Genomic DNA, 19,541 nt, shown 5'->3' on the forward strand with positions numbered 1-19,541 from the left:
CGAAAAAACCGTGCTTCAAATTAGGCCGATCTTAACCTTTAGCCTTGCGCCTAAACTCACTCCATACGGTAATTAGGCGCTTCTTTAGTAATAGTGACATCATGCACATGACTTTCGCGCATGCCGGCACTGGATACGCGTACAAACTGCGCCTTTTCATGCATCATTTCAATGGATTGACTGCCTGTGTAACCCATGCTTGCGCGAATACCGCCCAGTAATTGGTGAATAACGGCCAGCAAACTGCCTTTATACGGGACTCGGCCTTCTATACCTTCCGGCACCAATTTTTCAGCTGAATCGGTTTCTTCCTGAAAATAGCGGTCACTGGAACCTTGCTGTTGCGCCATTGCGCCCAAAGAGCCCATACCGCGATAAGACTTATACGACCGGCCCTGAAACAACTCAATCTCTCCAGGTGCTTCTTCAGTACCGGCAAACAGACCGCCTAACATCACGGCATGAGCACCGGCAGCCAGCGCTTTAGCGACATCGCCTGAATAACGAATGCCACCATCGGCAATCAAAGGCACGCCGGTTCCTTTTAACGCATCGGCGACATTACTGACTGCGGTAATTTGCGGCACGCCGACACCGGCAATAATACGGGTCGTGCAGATAGAACCAGGACCGATGCCGACCTTAACGCCATCGGCGCCGGCCTCAACCAAGGCCAGTGCCGCCGCTGCCGTAGCAATATTGCCGCCGATGACCTGCACATCAGGATAGTTCTGCTTTACCCAGCGCACTCTGTCCAATACGCCTTGAGAGTGACCGTGCGCCGTGTCGACGATAATGACATCCACACCGGCGGCAACCAGAGCCGCAACACGTTCTTCGGTACCATGCCCGGTACCGATTGCAGCGCCGACCCGCAACTGTTCCTGTTCGTCTTTACAAGCCAATGGATAATCTTTGGCTTTTTGTATATCTTTTACCGTAATCATGCCGCGCAAATGAAAGGCGTCATTGACCACCAGCACTTTTTCGATACGATGCTTATGCAGCAGCGCAATCGCTTCTTTACGATCGGCGTTTTCATTTACCGTAACCAAGCGCTCTTTGGGTGTCATGACTTTTGAAACGGGCTCATCGAAGCGCGTTTCAAAGCGCAAATCACGGCTGGTAACAATGCCGACCAACTCGTCGCCGTCGACCACAGGCACGCCGGAAATATTCTTGGCGCGGGTTAATTTGATAACGTCGCGTATGCTCACATCCGGGGTAACAGTAATCGGATCTTTAATTACTCCGCTTTCGTATTTTTTAACGCTACGAACTTCACGCGCCTGCTGCTCGGCCGTCATATTCTTATGAATAATGCCGATACCGCCTTCCTGAGCAATCGCAATAGCCAGCCGGGCTTCGGTAACCGTATCCATGGCCGCCGCAACCAGAGGGATATTAAGCGTAATGCCCCGCGTCAGCTGTGTCTTCATCTCTACGTCACGCGGCAGCACAGTCGAATGCGCAGGCACTAATAAAACGTCGTCAAATGTGAGCGCTTCTTGAAGAATTTGCATAGAGCACACCTTATAATCAGTGAAAAATAACCGCGTATTATACATCGTAGGATGGGTAGAGCGCGAGCGAAACCCATTTCACTTGACTAGCTTCTTACAAGAAGAGCCAAGCAAGATGGGCTATCGATATTGACTATCTGCCGGATGAATCTATGCAATGCCTTGAATTAAGCTTAAGAAGCAAAAAACCCGACACGCTCAACTTAATTAATGCGCGGCATCATGATGCCATTTCGGCATCATAATAATACAGTTAGGGTTAAACCCTTGTTTTTTCAGTGTGTCGATTATGGCCTTTACTTCCTGTTTTTCTAGATCAATTACGGTAATTGACCCGTCATTCATATCCGGCAAATTTAAAAAACTGTTCTGAACGAAAGCATACCGTTCATCGGGTGAAATGACCACATGATGCGCCCCGCCCGCAGTGGGTATAGCCTTTATTAGCGTTGGTTTTGACGCGGATTGGCTGATATCGAAGATATTTAAATAACCGGGATTGGCTGTAGTTACGTACATACGGTCATTTTCGTCATTGAAATAGATTTCCAACGGCACTCCTTGTTTGACAGAATTAAAGTCGAACACTTGCTGAAAATCGAAATTCTTGTTGGCTGCATTCCATATACCCGTCCATAGCCCACCGCCGAACATCGTATCTATATAAGCCGTTGGTGGATTCGATCCAGGCAGAAAAACCGCCTCAACAGGCGACACTCCGGAAGGAGAAGGCTTATCGGACAGCTTATGGCTGGACAATACCTTGCCACTGGAAGCCTCGATAACGGTTACGGTTTCGCCTGCATCGCCCAGATCGGATGGACGCACAGTGCTGGTAACTATAATGCGGTCGATGTCGTCATTTATAGTGATTCCGTGCGGATAACGAATGAAAGCATTTTCCGAGTCGGCGGCAATCACTTTAATCTGTTTATCGGTTTGCGCATCGCCGACTATCACGTTACTTGAGCCCATACAGGTCATGTACCAGATTTTATTGTCTTTGGAGAAGACCACATCCTCACCGGCTTTACAGTCTGGCACATCAATTCTTTTGGGTCGATACGGAACATGTGTCATATCCATAACATGAAGCGCGCCGTTGCCTAATGAGGTAATGTAAGCCTTGCTGAGATCTTTGTTGTAGAAAATATGATGCGCAATTAAATCGTTTGGCAGCGGGATGTCATTGAGGATTTTTGCAAAGTTTTTCGATGCAGGATCAACGTCGATAATCGCGATACCTTCACGTCTCGGAGTTTGGCCCGGCTTGCTTTCATAATTCACCATCGCCAATATTTCCGCGTATCCCAGCACAGGGCAAAGCAGCGCTGCGCAAATAAGTACGGAATGAACAACTCTTATTACATTTTTTGTTTTCATCGTAATTCCTCTGATTATTTGTTAGCTGAAGAGCCGAGAGTCTGTGTGGCGACCCGGCCCGGTCTTTCTTTGCGCCTCTAGGTGCTTACGGTAGGCGCTGGATCATTCTGCGGTGGTGGGGTCAATGATGGATCTGACTTGGGAAATGCGATTAGCCGGGAATCCACCTTTTTCAGCATGCTCTCTAACCGTTTCTTCATTCGGCGCGATATAGACGCAATAGACTTTATCGTCGGTCACGTAGCTTTCCACCCACTGAATTTTTGGTCCCATTTCGCAAAGAACGCCGCATGATTTTTGCGAAATGCCTTGTAACTCCCGGTAAGCCAATGAACCTGCACCGGGAATTTCGCGTTCGATAATATATTTTGGCATGTGTGTCTCCTGGTTAATTATAAAAATAATGAGTCGGCTTTTTTAAAGCGCAATCAAAGTTACGCTTTAAAAAAATCCCCTAATAAATCCTGACAACATTGTTTAAGCGGCGCGGATGATTTTTCAATTTTCATTCTTAATAAAGCCCCCTGCCAAGTGTTCACCAGCAGGTCGGCCATGTCTTCAGCCGATTTGTCGGCTCTCACCGTGCCTTGTTGCTGAGCCTTGGCCAAACCCGATTGCAATAACTCCCGATAACGATTGACTGCGGATTGCAGGGATTTTTGGCAAAGATCACTGGTATCGCCGATTTCGCCCATTAGATTGCCCAACAAGCAGCCGCCTTTGAAATCCGCCTTTTCAAGCTCTGTAATTCCCTCGTTAAAATAGCGTTGCAGTGCGCCGAGCGCGTCACCCTCAGACTGTTGCAAATGCGCGGTCAATTGTTTAATAAAAGGTTCGATATAGTGTTGAATGACTTCCGCGCCAAAATTTTCTTTGCTACCGAAGTAATTATAAAAAGAGCCTTTGGGAATCTGCACCGCATCCAGGATCGCTTTTAGCCCAGTACCATGATAGCCCTGCTCCATAAGCAAGGTCACGCCTTGATTTAACAGATTTTCCCGGTTAATTTGTTTTTTTGTAGTCTCAAGCATAATTAAATAATACGACCGGTTGTCTCATATTGTCAAAAGTTTTTCCGGGCATCTGTACTTTACACTGCTTCATGCCCCTTTTTAATACGCAACGTCAAAAGGTGATTTTCTAAAGTTACAAATCAAGCCTTGAATGCCAGTGTTCGGAACCCAAAGCTTGCTTTGACGATTTGGTTAAGTTAAGCGCAGTAGGTAGTTACGCATTCATAGCCCTTCGATGTTCCCTGAGCAGCGCAATCAACATTAATGCCCCATAGCAACAGGGTTTGGTATCATACGCAGCTATATCCACTTAACAGGAAACAACATGGGAAATCAGGTTGAACGCGAAAATTTAAAGTCTGATCTTATCCTGCCCTGGGTTATTGTAGCCATGATGCTTGCGATGCTGGTGACCTATATCATTATCTGCCACGCCTTGGGCGAGCAATTGCAGCAGCCATTACCAGAAGCTCAGCGGGTAATGTTTAGAACGATATTTTATGTTATTGCCATTGTGACTTTTCCGCTGACCAACCTGATCCGGCATATTCAGCTTCGGCTGAATCAAACTATGCCAAGCTCCCACGCAACGCATGGAGCAGCTGCTATGGCAAAAAGCCGCTATTTAGTGACTATCATCGTTTCCATGTCGCTGGTTGAAGTTGTCGGTGTTTTTGGCTTAGTCATGTTCGTACTGGGCGACGGCTTCAACACCCTGTACATATTCACCGGACTGTCGGCGCTGGGACTATTTTTATATCGCCCCAAAGCCGATGAATACTCCGAAATAATTGGCGCAATCGCTGCACAAAAACATGAATAACTTATTAGCCGACGCAGATCTCTGCGTTAAATGCGGTTTATGTTTGCCGCATTGCCCTACTTACAATAAAACTCAAAACGAAAACGAGTCGCCCCGTGGCCGCATTGCGTTAATTCAAGCTTGGGCTGGCGGGCATCTGGAAACCTCAAAAAAACTGGTTGAGCATATCGACAACTGCCTGTTATGCCGTTCCTGCGAACGGGCTTGTCCTGCTGTGGTGCCTTATGGGCGGCTGATTAATAATTTTCGCGAACAAATAAGAACGGAACGCGATTCGACCCTGGCCGTATCTCTACTGAAAAGAGTATCGCACAGCAAAGCCGCCGAACATTTGGCGCAGTCGGGTTTAAAGTTTTACCAAACCACCCGCTTACAAAAAGCGGCTCGATTGCTCAAATTACCCGGATTGCTGAGGCTGGATAAAGTCGATCGCCTATTGCCCGACTATCATGAACCCACACCTCTGGAACCGTATTATCCGGCAATTATCGAAGCAAGAGGCAACGTCGGCTTGTTTATCGGCTGCATGGGCTCTCTGCTGGATCACGAAACCGTTGAAGCTGCTATCAAGGTGTTAACTACAGCTGGATTTAACGTGCTGATACCCGAACAGCAAACCTGCTGCGGCGCACTAGATTTGCATGACGGCGATAATGAAACGTTCGAACGGCTGGCTGCAATCAATTGCAGTGCTTTTACCGATAAAAATCTGAATGCAATCGTGACGATTGCCAGCGGTTGCGGCAGCCAGATGCAGGAATACCAGCAGGCTGAGTTTGCCGAAAAAATAGTTGATATCAGCCAGTTCTTAATAAAATCAGGCTGTGATCTCAGCGATCAACTGACGCCATTAACCGCTTCTGTATGCCTGCATACACCGTGCTCGTTAAAGAATGTGATGCACGAAGAGCAAGGTGCGTTAAAGCTGCTGCAACAAGTTCCCGACATTAAAATAACAGCGCTGCCTGCATCGATACAATGCTGCGGCTCCGCAGGCAGTTATATGCTGGATCATCCGCTTATGGCGCAAGCATTGTTAAATGATTTATTGGGGGCGGCTTTAGAGCATTCGCCAGAGTACCTGGTCAGCTCCAACATAGGATGCGCCCTTCATATCTCGGCGGGACTAAGGGAACGAGGAATTGCTTTGGAAGTGCTTCATCCGGTCGCTTTAATTGCGCGGCAATTAAAATGTAAGCAAACGGACTAATAGAGGGCGGTCAGGAAGCCGCCCTCGCTCAATCAAAAATTAAGCCTTAACTTCTTCGTAACGCTGGCGGTAGTTGTGACCATAAAAAATTTCGGTAACTTCCTTATGTAATTTACTTTCTATTTCCGCTTTTTGATCGTCGGACAAGTCACATTCCTTTTCGAATAAATAATTCTCCAACTCGGTTTCCTTGAGCATCATTTTGGTGTGAAAAATATTCTCCTGATATACATTCACATCAATCATCTGATAACTTTCTTGCGTATCCAGAGCAATATAGTCCTGAATAGACGTGATCTTATGGTCGATATAATGCTTTTTGCCTGAAATATCACGGGTAAAACCGCGCACTTTATAATCCATAGTCACTACATCGGATTCAAAGCTGTGGATCAGGTAATTGAGCGCTTTCAACGGCGAAATCCGACCGCAGGTTGAGACGTCAATATCGGCACGAAAAGTACTAATGCCGTTATCGGGATGGCTTTCAGGATAAGTATGCACAGTAATATGGCTTTTATCCAAATGCGCCAACACCGTTTCGGGCAAGGGTCCGGGCGATTGACTATTCATGCTGGGCGGTGGCGGAACATGGCCTTCCGAAATCAGCATGGTAACGCTGGCGCCTTGCGGCTCATAGTCCTGACGGGCAATATTAAGAACTTGTGCCCCAATGATTTCAGCGACATCCTTAAGAATCTGGGTCAGTTTATCGGCATTATAAGCTTCATCGATATACTCGATATAAGCCTGTTGCTGTTCAGCCGGGGCGTAGCAAATATCATATATATTGAAACTGAGCGACTTTGTTAAATTATTAAAGCCGTGTAATTGCAATTTATTCAAAGTAGTTAAACCTCAATAACTTCAAAATCATGGGTGATTTCCACTGCCTTGCTTAGCATGATGGATGCGGAGCAGTATTTTTCTGCGGATAATTTTACCGCCCTTTCAACAGCCGATGCCTTTAAGTCATGGCCGGTAACAACAAAATGCAGATGAATCTTGCTAAACACGCTCGGGACCGCATCGACCCGCTCAGCAGTGACCTCAGTCACGCAGTTAACGATGCTATTTCTGCCTTTTTGTAAAATCTGCACCACATCAAAAGATGAACAACCGCCCACGCCCAACAAAAGCATTTCCATAGGACGTATGCCTATATTACGGCCGCCGTGATCGGGGGGACCATCCATAACTACAGCATGTCCACTGCCGGTTTCGCCGACGAACATTACGCCGTCGACCCATTTGACTGTTACTTGCATTTATTTTCCTGATTAAAAATGACGCATAGAGTAGCATAAAAATGCGTATTGCCAGAGTGACAATGTTGATTTTTTTGTTAAAATCCTGCATTGTTAGCTATATTTACTACAGCACTGACAATAGATGAATTGTTGCTATGATACTTAAAGCCCCCTCCTCCTCTTATAAAGAAGCACTGGAACATTTCTTACGTTTTTGCCATATAAGAAAATACCCTGCAAAAACCACTATTATTCGGCCTGGCGATACAGGCGACCGACTGTATTTTATCATAGAGGGGTCAGTCAGTGTTTGCGTGGAAGAGGCTGAAGGCGGGCATGAACTGATCCTCGCTTACTTAAATAAAAATGAATTTATTGGCGAAATTGGCATTTTTAAAGCGGCTGAAACACGTAAAGTTAGTGTTAAAACGCGTACTGAATGCCATTTGGCAGAAATAAGCTATGATCGGCTCCGCCATATCTTGAGAAAAGAACTTGCAGAAAATGGAATTGATATATTGTTCATGATAGGCGAACAATTGTCGTCACGATTGTTAAATACCAGCCGCAATTTATGTGACTTAGCGTTTACGGATGTTGAGGGACGAATTGCCCGGACTTTGCTGGACTTGTGTAAAAGCCCAGAGGCAATAACGCACCCTGATGGCATGCAACTGCATATCTCCAGACAAGAAATCGGCCGCATGGTCAGTTGCTCAAGAGAAATGGCCGGGCGCGTTTTAAAGGAATTGGAAAATAAAAAGCTGATTACCGCGCACGGCAAAACCATCGTGGTGTTTGGTACTCGATAGCTTCTTCCACTTGGGAGCATAACTCAAATTTGTTCAATAAGATTGCCATCGAAAAACCCGAGACCGGACTGTTTTTATTTTTTAGCCGCCTCATCAATTCTGGATTGGAGAAACGACTAGGACAAGGTGTTTAAGTGCATTATTGAAGGGGCGGCCAGTCGGCCTCCCCTTCAACACATTTTGAATTTTTATATCTAAGCCTTATATTTATCCATGGCTTCCAGTTTTCCTATCGCCGCTTTTATTTTAGCTTCGGCATCTGCATTCAGTTCATTACCGGTATAGACCTTTTCCAGTAAACCTTCTGCAACCAATGCTTCTTTTATCCAGCGCTTGGTGAATCGGTAATTGCTGTACGCCGTAACAACCTCTCCTGTTTTTGGATCTTTTAATCCGGCGCTCTTTGTCGCAACAGCAGGGGCTTTTTTAGCCGCTACGGCTGGTTTAGCGGCCGCCTTTGCTGCTGGTTTTGCCGCTACCTTGGGCGCAGCCGGTTTAGTTGCTGCTGGCTTGGCTGCCGGCGGCTTAGGCGGTTCCGATTTGGGTGCCGCAGCTTTAGCCGCAGCCGTTTTAGCTGCAACCGGTTTTTCTTTTGCAACGGCAGCCTGAGACTTTGGTTGTCCCACGACAGCTGCCTGTGCTTCAGGTTTTGCCGCTGGCGCTTTGGATTTAGCAGTTGCTTTCTGCTCGCCTATGATCGCATAAACAACATAAGCAACAAAAATAGTAGTTAATATAAACAACCCTTCAGTCATAATGGTTCTCCACCTCTTTAAGTTAATTTTTTCTTCACTGCTTTAAAATTAAGCGCCGCCGGTCAGCAGACAAAGCTTCCGCTTATGCCCTATTGCCTGCAACTAAAACAGGTAAACCGTATCGCTAGAGGTGGAATATACCAGAAGCCTGTGTTTAGGGAAAACTCTAATTAGAAAAAACTGCAAACCTGTCCGATACTTAGTGTTAAAAGCTGCCGGTTACCAGCATATTTGCCTTTTTGCCAGCTTAGGCAAATCGTCACGTAAGCCCATCGCGTAATGATTAAAATAAGCCTTAATCAGCGCTGAGTTATTGACCTGGTTCATTCCAGCCGAGCGCAAGCTAACAAAGGATCCATCAGTTACTCTATAGGTCTTGTTGAGCGCATCCATACTCGACATCATCACCAGGTTATCGCCTTTGCGCCAACGCTCATATCGACGCAAAAATCGAGAGCTGGATAACGGTCTTTTTTCCCGCTTGGTTTGGATGACCAGCTCCGCAATCGCTGCGGCATCCAGCAACCCGGCATTGACACCTTGCCCTGCCAGAGGATGCATCGCATGAGCGGCATCGCCGCATAAGGCGAAATGCTGATCGGTATAACGGTTTGCATATTGAAAACGCAAAGGAAATGCTGCGCGTGGGCCTACGTCGAGCATCTTGCCCAGAATGCCACCGGAAGCTTGCTCCAGCACTTGCAGGAAGTCTTTATCGGCAAGCGCCAGATGACTTTTTGCCGTTTCCGACCTCAGGGTCCAGACAATTGAACATTGCCCGTTTTTCAGCGGCAAAAAAGCCAATGGCCCTTCGTCCAGAAACCGTTGCCATGCAGTGGACTGATGACTCATTTCGGTGCTAACCGTAGCAACCAAACCGTCCTGACGATACTCCCACCCGGTTACCGCTATACCCGCCATCGACCTTAATGCAGAATCGCGCCCGTCGGCGGCAATAACCAGATCAGCCTCAAGAATTCGGCCGTCCTCTAAACGTAGCTGCCGGCCGTTTTCGTTAAGCTGCATATCGACAACTGCCGCAGGCGTAATGCAAGTGGCCGAAGGCAAAGTATCCAGCATATCCCAGAGGGCGGCAACGGTGGTTCTGTTTTCGACCAAATGGCCCAACTCGGAAAAAGCAGTGTCAGCGCAATCAAAATGTAACTCCCCGCCTCCGCGAGCATCCCACACCCGCATATCCCGATAAGCGCAAACACCGCGCTGCACCATGCACGGCCAAGCGCCGACCATTTCCAGTACGTTCTGGGAAGCTTTGGTTAAAGCAGAGATGCGAATATCAATCGGTTCCGCAGGCCATTGTCTTTCCGGATTGAACCGTTCCAACAACGCAACTTTGACGCCGCCCTGCGCTAAGGCACAAGCCGCTGCTGCGCCCACCATGCCGCCGCCGCAGACTATGACTTCATAACGATCAGTCATTGCTCTATCTCCTGCTGCCCAGGCGGGGCAAGCGCCCGGCCAACCCCATGGCGTGACGTGTCAGCAAGGTTTTTGCGGCAGGAATATGATCCAATATCGCCAAACCGACATTCCTGGCAGCAGCCAGTGCCAGCCAGTCACTAGAAAAAATCCGCACTACGCTATTGGTAAAACCGATGGTTCGGTCATGATCTTTCTGCCTGGATTCGGCATAAGCCGCTAAAAAATCGGCGGCGCCAATATCCTGTCCTGCCTGATGTTGCTTGATGATCATTTCGGCCAGTTGCACAACGTCCCGCAAGCCTAGATTAAAGCCCTGACCCGCAACAGGATGCAACTGATGCACCGCGTTGCCGATAACCACGGTTCGGTCTGAGACCATTTTTTCGGCACGTATTAATGCCAAAGGGAACGCCCGCCGAGGAGCCATCAAACTAAGTGTGCCTAATTTATAACCGAAACATTGTTGAAGCTCGGCCAAGAAGTCCGTCTCGCTGCCGGACATCAGCGCATTTGCATCCTCATTGGTGCGCGTCCAAACTACAGCGCAATAATTAATATCAACAGGCAACAAGGCCAATGGCCCTGAAGCGGTAAAACGCTCGAATGCGACATTTTTATGAGGCAGGGATGATTTTACCGTGGTGACCAGCGCGGTCTGTCCGTACTCGGTAATATGCCGGGTTATTTCCAGCAACTTACGCACTGAAGAGTTACCGCCGTCTGCGCCAACCAATAGTTTGGCGGATCCGGTCAACGGTTCATCGCCGCGTTTCAGGCTGACATTGACGGTATTATTGCCGACCATCAAACCCACCAAACGAGCAGGGCAAATCAGCTCTATATCCGCGTCGGCTACCAGCGTCGCGACATGTGATTCAATATCCCGTGCGGTAATGACATAACCCAGCGCCTCCACATTCTCTTTTTGCGCCGAAAGCCTGACTTTACCGAAATGGCCTTGATCGGAAATATGAATATCTTTGATTGCTGTGGCGGCTTGGCTGATACCCTGCCAAATGCCCAGCGCTTCAAGCATTTTTACGGTACCGGCGGCCAAAGCCAACGCCCTGTCACCGGCAGCAGAGGCATGTTGTTGCTCGCCGGTATTTGCTTCAACTATCGCAATTTTCAGCCCGGTTTCTTTTAACGCCAGCGCCAGACAGTTGCCTGCCAACCCGCCACCGACAATCAATAAATCATAATCATGTTGCATCAGGCCGCCTGCATTATGCTTTCAATTTCCGCAATGGTTTTGGGCACACCGCCGGTCAAAATTTCGTGTCCCTCGGCAGTTACCAGCACATCGTCTTCAATGCGTATGCCTATACCGCGCCATTGCTCGTCAACGGTCAGGCAATCCGCCGGGATATATAGACCCGGCTCAATCGTCAACACCATGCCGGGTTCCAGCAAGCGCCATTCCTTATCCAGTTTATAGTCGCCGACATCATGCACATCCATGCCCAGCCAATGGCCGATTCGGTGCATATAAAACTGTTTGTATTTTTCATCCTTGATCAGCTTTGACACTTTGCCTTTGAGCAGTCCCAATGAAACCAAGCCTTTGGTCAACACCTCAACCGAAGCATCATGCGCCAGATGCCAAGGCTGGCCCGGGCCGATCTGTGCAATAGCGGCCGCTTGGGCATCCAGGACCAGTTGATACAGCTGTTTTTGCGGTTCGCTAAAGCGCCCTGAAACCGGAAAAGTGCGGGTAATGTCGGCGGCATAATGATCGCATTCTGCACCGGCATCAATCAACAGCAAATCGCCGCTTTTCAATTTATCGGCATTTTCCGTGTAATGCAGTACGCAGGCATTTTTTCCGCCGGCCACAATCGAAGGGTAAGCAACCGCGCGCAAGCCATCCTGGACAAAGTTATAAATAATTTCCGCTTCCAGTTGATACTCATACAGGCCCGGTTTGCATTTTTGCATGGCTTTAACATGAGCATTGGCAGATACCTCTGCTGCACGACGCATCAGCTTGAGCTCTTCAGCGCTTTTGAACAAGCGCATTTCATGCAGGATATGTTCCAGCGAAACCAGTTCGCCGGGCGCAGTAACGCCGCTTCTGGACTGGCTGCGAATATGATTTATCCAGACCAATAAATTATGATCAAGATCGGAATCCCGTCCTATCGGATAATAAACTTTGCCTTTGTCTTCCAACATGCCCGGCAAAATGTCATCCAGGTCATCAATCGGGAAAGAATCATCAGCCTTGTAATGCTTGGTAGCACCTTCAAGCCCTGCGTGCGCGCCTTCCCATAAGGCCTTTTTTTCATCGAATTCGCGGCAAAATAAAATATATTCGCCTTGTTTGCGCCCAGGGATAAAAACGGCCAGAGAATCCGGCTCATTAAAGCCGGTTAAATAATAAAAATCGCTATCCTGCCGGAACGGATAATTCACATCCCGGTTGCGAGTTCGGACTGCTGCACTGCCTATCAGTGCGATATTGCCTATGCCGATATGTTGCATTAATTGCTTGCGGCGTTTTTTAAATTCACTTTGTTTCATTTTAAAATTCAGGTAAAAGGCGAAAGTTGAAAAAAGTTTTACCTTGGATCTTTCGTCTTGAACCTTTCACCTCCGTCATTCAATTCACTCTTCAACAACAAAACTGCCGACCTCATGTATTCGGTAATTTCCATAAAATCACTCTCATCTTCCTCGCCTTCAGCCTCCGTATCCAGCTTGGTGAATTCGACAATATCTCTTAGTATTTCGGTTACTTCCCTGGGCCAGCCGGAGGATGCAGGAGTAAAGCCTACACCCAACAGAAAGCCTTGGCACCAGTAAGTTAATGCTTCAACTTGCTCGCTTAACGAGGCTTCATCGTCCGGCAAGAGCAAGTCAAATTCGAAGTCATCACTCGCCAGTAAACTTCTTGTCTCCTCGAACAAATGCACTAACACCGTCTTGTCTTCATCAGCCACCGGCCCGGCATTCCGAAACAGCTCGTTTAGCCATTCGGCACTTTGAGCCCGTTCATTGACGCATAACATGCCCGTCGCCATGCCGTGGACTTGCGCTGCCGAAAGCTCAGCATCGTCTTGCATAACTATTTCATTAATTACTTGGTAGGTCATAAATTTCACAAATAATTTCACTATCGCGGACTAAAAATATCGCTTATGCTACCATGATCATTAACTTGGATAATATTTGTTAATCTTGAATCGGTTGGTAAATACGCAATATTTTACGTATCTCTTTGCAACTACCTAGTATCACCATGACACAATCAAATCAATCTTTAGAGTTAAAAGACCTCGAAGACAAGCTGGATCAGCTTATCGAGCAATACACGCATGTAAAAAACGAAAACAGTTCGCTGAAAACCAAGCAGGATTCATTGGTTCGGGAAAAAGCCAAGCTGTTGGAAAAAACCACTCTGGCCAGAACCCGGGTCGAAGCCATGATTACTCGCCTGAAAGCAATGGAGAATGGATCATGAATAAGAAGCCTCAACCGGTATCCCTGATGATCATGGGCAAAGAATATAAAATTGCCTGTGTGCCTGATGAGCAAAATGACCTGATCCAGTCGGCCCAGCAGCTTGATGCTCAAATGCGCCAAATGAGGGATTCCGGCAAAGTGACTGGCGCAGACAGAATTGCTGTTGTGGCGGCGCTAAATTTGGCTCATGAACTGCAACTGATGAAAAGTCAAAATGTAGCGCTCAACCAAACCTTGAGCGAATGCTTGGCAAAAATGACCCACAAAATAGAAAACGTTTTAGAAAATCAGTAAACACGCTACACTATAGGCCTGTATCTCCTGCAGCATTCGAGAGTGTGCTGGGTGTTTCCTGAACCTGTTTTTACCCCGGGGGCGGATACCAGTACTGGTGTGCATGCCCGTTTCATACGGGAAGCCTGATTTACCGGCCATGTCCCCACTTGAACCTCCGGTTCAAGGACGAAAGCACATTACGACGCAGGCGGGAGATGCACCACAACAATCACCGCCCTTCATTAAATAAAGTCCCCATGAACTACTGGCTAATGAAATCCGAACCCGATACGTTCGGAATTAATGATTTGTACAACAAACCCAATCAGACCGAGCATTGGGATGGCGTGCGTAATTATCAGGCCAGAAACATGATGCGGGACGATATGAAGCTAGGCGATCTGATTTTCTTCTATCACTCCAATTGCGATGAGCCGGGCATAGTCGGCATTATGGAAGTCGTTAAGGAAGGCTATCCGGATTTTTCCGCTTTCGATCCGTATGACAAGCATTTCGATCCCAAAAGCGACCCTGAACATCCTCGCTGGATCATGGTTGATGTTAAATACATCAGAACCCTGTCTCGCACTATTACCCTTAAAGAATTAAAGCTCCAAGAACAACTGACAGACCTTGCACTGATACGGCGCGGCAATCGATTATCGATAATACCGGTGAGTAAAGACCAGTGGGAATTTATTCTCTCTTTAGAGTAAATCGGGCAAAGTTTATCTACTGGTAGCAATATCCGCGACAATACTCGCAGAGAAGTTATAGCATTAGTAAAATTATAAAATACAGCTCGTTATGCTGGGCCGTAATGTTTATGTCTGGCTAAATTGGCCTGTCTATGAAACAATTAACAGCTTAATAAAATTTGACGAAAAGTGTCGGGCATAGGGGGCATTAACCCAGCCTTGGCTTGATTATTGTGGGGCACTGAACTTCCTCGATCTGATTTTGCTAAAGTCTTTGGCAGCGCAAATTCAAAAGGCATCCGCATCAGTTTTCTTATTTCGACAATCGAGTTGGGTAGCATCCGGAAAATAAAAGATTCCTTCTTGCTGATCCGTTCAGCTCTCGAGTTTAAAGAATGAAAAAACTTATTAAAGAATGGATATACTCACAGCAAGTTAATTCAACTGATGAAGACAACATTTTGCTTAATATTTAGAAAAAACAATTATGAAAAGTGTTTTGGCGATTCAAGCTGCTCAATCAGAATTATCTCTGCCGGCTCTTCGGCATAACGCTATGCAATTCTCTTCGCCAAAGACTCCATACATTACTCTAATTCTCCTGCCTTCGGGATTGTATCTTTCTCATCCACGCAATAATCATGCTGGAGGGCATTATGAGTAACAGTCATGCAATTATTCTTGCCGGCGGCAGCGGCAGCCGTCTCTGGCCGCTTTCGCGCACATTACGTCCAAAGCAGTTGCTTCCACTCGACGGCGAACAAACTTTGCTGCAACAAACGGCAAATCGTTTGCTCAAGCATGTGGATGCAGGATGTTTGTTAACAGTGACTCATCAGGATCACAAGTTTGAAGTAAAAGGGCAATTGGCCGAAGTCGACTCCCGGCTTCCTGCTGCGGTATTAGCCGAACCTTGTGCGCGCAATACCCTCCCCGCAATTGCCTGGGCGGTATGGGAAATTTTTAAGCAGGATCCTGATGGCATGATTGGCGTTTTTCCTTCCGATCACGCAATTGGCGATGAACAAAGCTTTCTTTCGGCTTGGCGATCTGCCGAACTGGCGGCGGCAGACGGTTATCTGGTATTGCTTGGCATCACACCCTCCAAACCGGCGACTGGTTACGGCTATATTCAGCCGGGAGAATCCCTGGGTCTTCAGGCCGCAGTCAACCCGGTTTTGAGCGTGTCCCGTTTTGTCGAAAAACCGGTTCTGGAAAACGCAATAAGTTTTGTTGAAAACGGTTATTTGTGGAATAGCGGTATGTTCGTATTCCGCGCTGGCGATTTTATGCAAATGCTGGAGCAGCATCAACCTAAAATCCATCTAGCCATAACATCAATGTCGGGAATGGCCGAAGTGGAAGCCTCTTATGACAAACTGCCGAACCTGTCTATTGATTATGGCTTGGCGGAAAAAGCGGATAAAGTGGCGGTGGTGCCTGTTTCTATGGGCTGGAGCGATCTCGGCAGTTGGGAATCTATTTATCAGCATCGCGACGACAAGGATGAAGCCGGTAATGTTACTCAGGGCGATGTTCTGGTACAGGATACTCAAGACAGCCTGCTATGGAGCTCGAACGGCTTGCTAGCTACGTTGGGCGTAAGTAATATTGCGGTCATTCAAACCGCCGACGCCACATTAATTTGCGATCGGAACCGCACAGAAGACATCAAACAACTAGTCGCATTAGTACAGCAAACCCATCCACATTTGGCTGACACACATTTGACGGTACATCGTCCTTGGGGAATCTACAGAGTTTTGGAAGAAGGACCTAACTTCAAGATCAAATGTATTGTCGTCAATCCCGGCGCCAAGCTGTCAATGCAAATGCATAAACACCGATCAGAGCACTGGGTTGTAGTATCCGGTACAGCTAAAATTACCAATGGTACACAGGAAATCCAATTGGAGGCCAATCAATCAGCTTATATTCCCAAGACCCACCGGCACCGTCTAGAAAATCCCGGCAATCTTCCATTGCAAATTATCGAAGTGCAATGTGGCGACTATGTAGGAGAAGACGATATTGTGCGTTTCGATGACACCTACGACAGAACATAATTTAAATGAATAAAATAGCATTAATTACCGGTATTACTGGACAGGATGGCGCCGGCTTTTCCCTGAAGTTGTCGGTCGTTTTGCGTAAAGGTTTTGACCGTCTCCCAGCTACAACGGATCATTAAGTCATACAGCGTGCGTTGCTGTTGCCAGGCCAGCGCCCTTAGCTCTTCAGGCAGGGTGAAGGTCAACAAAAAATACTCGGCGGGCACCTGCCTTTGCAGTTGCCGCTCCAGCCATTGCTGACTTTCGTGCTGTTGGCAATGAGGGCAGTTGCGATGGCCGCAGGAATGCGGCACGAAGCGTTGGCTATCGCAGTCATCGCATTGGGCCAGCATCATGGGACTTTGCGAGGTACGGCAGTGCTTCATGGCGGCCAGCGCCTGGCGCTGGCTGGGCAGTAGCACATCCTGATAGCCTGCCAGAAATTCGGCTTCAAAGGCTTGGGTGATAGCGGAGACAGGTTTTTACTCCTGCAAAACCTGCATATCCCACATCCATGTGGGTAAGCAGGATCATTTGACCTTCCCCCAGTCCAGGGCAAAGCCATTCATCAAGGCATTGATCACCTGGTTGGCGTTCTGATTCGTTTCGGCGGTCAGGTGGGTATAGCGGGCGGTGGTCAGGATACTGTGGTGGCCGAGGATTTTCTGCACTTCCAGCAGGTCGACACCGGCTTCGATCAGATGCGTGGCGTAGCTATGACGCAGGCTGTGCGGGGAAATCTTTTTTTAGGCCGCAGTCTTGGGCCACCTGGCGCAGAGTCGTTTGTACGCCGCCGCGATCCAGCGGCGTGGTCGCCCGATGCGCCCCCTTCAAGCCACCGTGCCGATTGGGAAACAGCAGCACCGGATTACGATGCACCTGCCAGAAGCGACGCAGCAAACTCAACGTCGTCACCGGCAACGGCACCAAACGGTCTTTATTGCCTTTGGCGTCGCGGATATGCACGCGCTGACGCTTGGCGTCGATATCACTCACCTGCAGCCGCAAGCCCTCGCCGAGACGCAAGCCCAGGCTATAGACGGTGAAAAAGAAAACCCGATAACTGAGGGTGCGGGTTGCCAGGAACAAACGTTGGGCTTCATCAACGGTGACAATATCCGGCAAACGCTGGGCTTTCGGCGGCTTGATCAGATGGGGCGCCACCCAGGGTTTGCGCAGCACATGGGTATAATAGAATTTCAGACCGTACAGATCGAGTTTGACTGAACTCCAGGCGTGAGACGCCAGCAAATCGGTGAAATAATCGGTCAACTGCGCTTCAGCTCATTGATGTGTTCATCGAAATACTCGCCAACGCGGCGAATGGCACGGGCGTAAGCCTCTATCGTCTTGGGCTGGAGCCCTTTGAGCTTAAGGTGATTAAGATGGGTTTGATAGTTCTGCTTGAAATTGGATTCAGATGATGTTGTCATTGCGGCGTAACCTCAGGATTCGTCGTGGAATGTTCCCTCGCATTGAGGGCTTGAGGTTACATTTTATGATGAGTCAACACTTTCCCGGACACATGGTTACGCAGTTTTGTGCTGCAATTCGTAGTCTACCGGCGACAAATAACCATTGGCGGAATGCAGCCGCTCCCGGTTGTAAAAGACTTCAATATATTCAAACACTGCTTTCTTAGCCTCCGCTCTGGTTTGGAAGATCTGGTGATGGATCAGCTCGGTTTTCAAGGTATGAAAGAAGCTTTCCGACACGGCATTATCCCAGCAGTTGCCTTTGCGGCTCATGCTTTGGCGGATGCCGTGCAGCTTTAGTAATTCCCGATGACTTTCTGAGGCATATTGACTGCCCCGATCACTATGCCACAACAAGCCTTTCGCCGGTTTTCGCTTCCAAATCGCCATTAATAGGGCATCGTTGACTAGCTTTGTTCGCATATGCTCCGCCATTGACCAGCCGACTACTTGCCTTGAGTACAGGTCAATCACAACAGCTAAATATAACTAACCTTCTTGGGTATGAATGTAAGTAATATCACCGACATACACTTGATTGGGCTGGTTCACGGTAAATTGCCGATCTAACTGATTCGTGGCAATAGGCATATCATGCTTGGAATTTGTCGTAGCTTTAAATTTTCGTTTGGTTTTACAAGCTAAGTTAGCTTCCCGCATCAACCGGCCTATGCGCCGACGACTGACGATTCGGTCTCGATTTAGTAATGATTTCTGGAGTCGTCGAGCTCCATACGTCGCGCGGCTTTTGTTAAAAACATCCTGAATAATCGTCGTTAGTTCACTATCATCCTTTTCATTGGTGGTTTGAAAGCGATACCGCCAAGCATAATAGGCACTTCGAGAAACTTGCATGAACCGACACATCGAATTGATTGAAAATTCTATGGTATGCTGTTTGATCCAAGCGTACTTCACCGTTGCTCCTTGGCAAAGTACGCGGCCGCCTTTTTTAATAAATCGCGCTCCTCAGTCAATCGTGCAACTTCTTTCTTGAGGCGCTTTAACTCGTCATATAAATGATCGTCAGTCCGCACCGCTCTGTCCTTCTCCAGCGGCCGACTGTATAGGTATGCAGAGTATTTTCATTAATGCCTAGATCTCGGGCAGTTTGCGCAATCGGTTTATCTGATTCGTTGGCTAGCTTGACTGCTGACGCTCTGAATTCGGCTGTATAGGTTTTGGCTTTCTCTTGGCTCATAAGGACTCACTCTCTTTTCAAAATATTTTAATTTGTGTGTCCGTATATGGACTCCTCCCGTTTTGCAAGCACTTTACTACGTCAGGATTAGGGACGACTGCACACGTATATCCGGCCTGTTATTTGAGCACAAGCTCTGGCCATAATGGGCTATTCGCGCGTT

General features: G+C 47.8%; 19 protein-coding genes, 1 other RNA gene and 3 pseudogenes. 8 read left to right on the top strand and 15 right to left on the bottom strand.

Annotated elements, in window-relative coordinates:
• Positions 1-56: 56 nt before the first annotated feature.
• From guaB to EPO18_RS09730, 4 genes are all read right to left on the bottom strand, one after another.
• Positions 57-1,523 (bottom strand): IMP dehydrogenase, encoded by a 1,467-nt coding sequence (guaB, locus tag EPO18_RS09715; RefSeq protein WP_292433168.1) that lies wholly within the window; start codon positions 1,521-1,523, stop codon positions 57-59.
• Between the two features lie 207 nt (positions 1,524-1,730).
• Positions 1,731-2,906: a YncE family protein gene (locus EPO18_RS09720; RefSeq protein WP_292433169.1), complete on the bottom strand. Its 1,176-nt coding sequence runs from the start codon at positions 2,904-2,906 to the stop codon at positions 1,731-1,733.
• A gap of 102 nt (positions 2,907-3,008) precedes the next feature.
• Positions 3,009-3,281, bottom strand: coding sequence for a DUF4242 domain-containing protein (locus tag EPO18_RS09725; protein WP_292433170.1), 273 nt, complete (start codon positions 3,279-3,281; stop codon positions 3,009-3,011).
• A 59-nt stretch (positions 3,282-3,340) separates the two neighbouring features.
• On the bottom strand, positions 3,341-3,937 hold the full coding sequence (locus tag EPO18_RS09730; protein WP_292433171.1) for a TetR/AcrR family transcriptional regulator: 597 nt from the start codon (positions 3,935-3,937) through the stop codon (positions 3,341-3,343).
• 307 nt (positions 3,938-4,244) lie between these two features.
• On the opposite strand from EPO18_RS09730, the gene EPO18_RS09735 reads away from it, so the two are divergent.
• Positions 4,245-4,742 carry a hypothetical protein gene (locus EPO18_RS09735; protein WP_292433172.1) on the top strand — a complete coding sequence of 166 codons (498 nt, stop codon included), beginning with the start codon at positions 4,245-4,247 and terminating at the stop codon, positions 4,740-4,742.
• Positions 4,735-5,952 (top strand): (Fe-S)-binding protein, encoded by a 1,218-nt coding sequence (locus EPO18_RS09740; RefSeq protein ID WP_292433173.1) that lies wholly within the window; start codon positions 4,735-4,737, stop codon positions 5,950-5,952. Before EPO18_RS09735 ends, EPO18_RS09740 begins: the two co-directional genes overlap by 8 nt.
• 39 nt (positions 5,953-5,991) lie before the next feature.
• Here EPO18_RS09740 and speD read toward each other — a convergent pair whose 3' ends face one another.
• Together speD and EPO18_RS09750 are read right to left on the bottom strand one after the other, a co-directional pair.
• Entirely contained in the window at positions 5,992-6,798 is an 807-nt protein-coding gene (speD, locus tag EPO18_RS09745; protein ID WP_292433174.1) for an adenosylmethionine decarboxylase, read from the bottom strand.
• A 5-nt stretch (positions 6,799-6,803) separates the two neighbouring features.
• Positions 6,804-7,220, bottom strand: coding sequence for an OsmC family protein (locus EPO18_RS09750; RefSeq protein WP_292433175.1), 417 nt, complete (start codon positions 7,218-7,220; stop codon positions 6,804-6,806).
• 137 nt (positions 7,221-7,357) lie between these two features.
• On the opposite strand from EPO18_RS09750, the gene crp reads away from it, so the two are divergent.
• Positions 7,358-8,014 carry a cAMP-activated global transcriptional regulator CRP gene (gene crp, locus EPO18_RS09755; protein ID WP_292433176.1) on the top strand — a complete coding sequence of 219 codons (657 nt, stop codon included), beginning with the start codon at positions 7,358-7,360 and terminating at the stop codon, positions 8,012-8,014.
• Positions 8,015-8,208: 194 nt separating this feature from the next.
• Here the strand turns inward: crp and EPO18_RS09760 are convergent, their stop codons facing one another.
• From EPO18_RS09760 to EPO18_RS09780, 5 genes are all read right to left on the bottom strand, one after another.
• On the bottom strand, positions 8,209-8,769 hold the full coding sequence (locus EPO18_RS09760; protein ID WP_292433177.1) for a hypothetical protein: 561 nt from the start codon (positions 8,767-8,769) through the stop codon (positions 8,209-8,211).
• Between the two features lie 219 nt (positions 8,770-8,988).
• Positions 8,989-10,209 carry a UbiH/UbiF/VisC/COQ6 family ubiquinone biosynthesis hydroxylase gene (locus tag EPO18_RS09765; RefSeq protein ID WP_292433178.1) on the bottom strand — a complete coding sequence of 407 codons (1,221 nt, stop codon included), beginning with the start codon at positions 10,207-10,209 and terminating at the stop codon, positions 8,989-8,991.
• A 4-nt stretch (positions 10,210-10,213) separates the two neighbouring features.
• Positions 10,214-11,425 (bottom strand): 2-octaprenyl-6-methoxyphenyl hydroxylase, encoded by a 1,212-nt coding sequence (gene ubiH, locus EPO18_RS09770; RefSeq protein WP_292433179.1) that lies wholly within the window; start codon positions 11,423-11,425, stop codon positions 10,214-10,216.
• A complete protein-coding gene (pepP, locus tag EPO18_RS09775) occupies positions 11,425-12,735 on the bottom strand; it encodes a Xaa-Pro aminopeptidase (protein WP_292433180.1) in 1,311 nt (436 codons plus the stop codon). The genes ubiH and pepP overlap by 1 nt, the downstream gene beginning before the upstream one ends.
• 38 nt (positions 12,736-12,773) lie before the next feature.
• Complete coding sequence (locus tag EPO18_RS09780) at positions 12,774-13,307, bottom strand: UPF0149 family protein (RefSeq protein WP_292433181.1); 534 nt, start codon at positions 13,305-13,307, stop codon at positions 12,774-12,776.
• A 146-nt stretch (positions 13,308-13,453) separates the two neighbouring features.
• On the opposite strand from EPO18_RS09780, the gene EPO18_RS09785 reads away from it, so the two are divergent.
• The 5 genes from EPO18_RS09785 (at position 13,454) to EPO18_RS09805 (ending at position 16,717) form a co-directional block, all read left to right on the top strand.
• A complete protein-coding gene (locus EPO18_RS09785; protein ID WP_006890988.1) occupies positions 13,454-13,675 on the top strand; it encodes a TIGR02449 family protein in 222 nt (73 codons plus the stop codon).
• Entirely contained in the window at positions 13,672-13,971 is a 300-nt protein-coding gene (locus EPO18_RS09790) for a cell division protein ZapA (RefSeq protein ID WP_292433182.1), read from the top strand. Before EPO18_RS09785 ends, EPO18_RS09790 begins: the two co-directional genes overlap by 4 nt.
• Positions 13,972-13,992: 21 nt before the next feature.
• Positions 13,993-14,172, top strand: a non-coding RNA gene (gene ssrS / locus EPO18_RS09795) — 6S RNA.
• A 38-nt stretch (positions 14,173-14,210) separates the two neighbouring features.
• Entirely contained in the window at positions 14,211-14,669 is a 459-nt protein-coding gene (locus tag EPO18_RS09800; protein ID WP_292433183.1) for an EVE domain-containing protein, read from the top strand.
• Between the two features lie 638 nt (positions 14,670-15,307).
• A complete protein-coding gene (locus tag EPO18_RS09805) occupies positions 15,308-16,717 on the top strand; it encodes a mannose-1-phosphate guanylyltransferase/mannose-6-phosphate isomerase (protein WP_292433184.1) in 1,410 nt (469 codons plus the stop codon).
• Between the two features lie 29 nt (positions 16,718-16,746).
• On the opposite strand, the pseudogene EPO18_RS09810 reads toward EPO18_RS09805, so the two are convergent.
• The 4 genes and pseudogenes from EPO18_RS09810 to EPO18_RS09830 all read right to left on the bottom strand — a co-directional run.
• Positions 16,747-17,169: pseudogene (locus EPO18_RS09810) on the bottom strand (IS91 family transposase); the annotation flags it as partial.
• Between the two features lie 63 nt (positions 17,170-17,232).
• Positions 17,233-17,884 (bottom strand): annotated as a pseudogene (locus EPO18_RS09820) (tyrosine-type recombinase/integrase).
• A gap of 86 nt (positions 17,885-17,970) precedes the next feature.
• Positions 17,971-18,135 carry a hypothetical protein gene (locus EPO18_RS09825; protein WP_292433186.1) on the bottom strand — a complete coding sequence of 55 codons (165 nt, stop codon included), beginning with the start codon at positions 18,133-18,135 and terminating at the stop codon, positions 17,971-17,973.
• A 96-nt stretch (positions 18,136-18,231) separates the two neighbouring features.
• Positions 18,232-19,378 (bottom strand): annotated as a pseudogene (locus EPO18_RS09830) (IS3 family transposase).
• Between the last annotated feature and the right edge of the window lie 163 nt (positions 19,379-19,541).

It is taken from the genome of Methylobacter sp. (genome assembly GCF_004322395.1).
Classification (GTDB): Bacteria; Pseudomonadota; Gammaproteobacteria; order Methylococcales; family Methylomonadaceae; genus Methylobacter_A.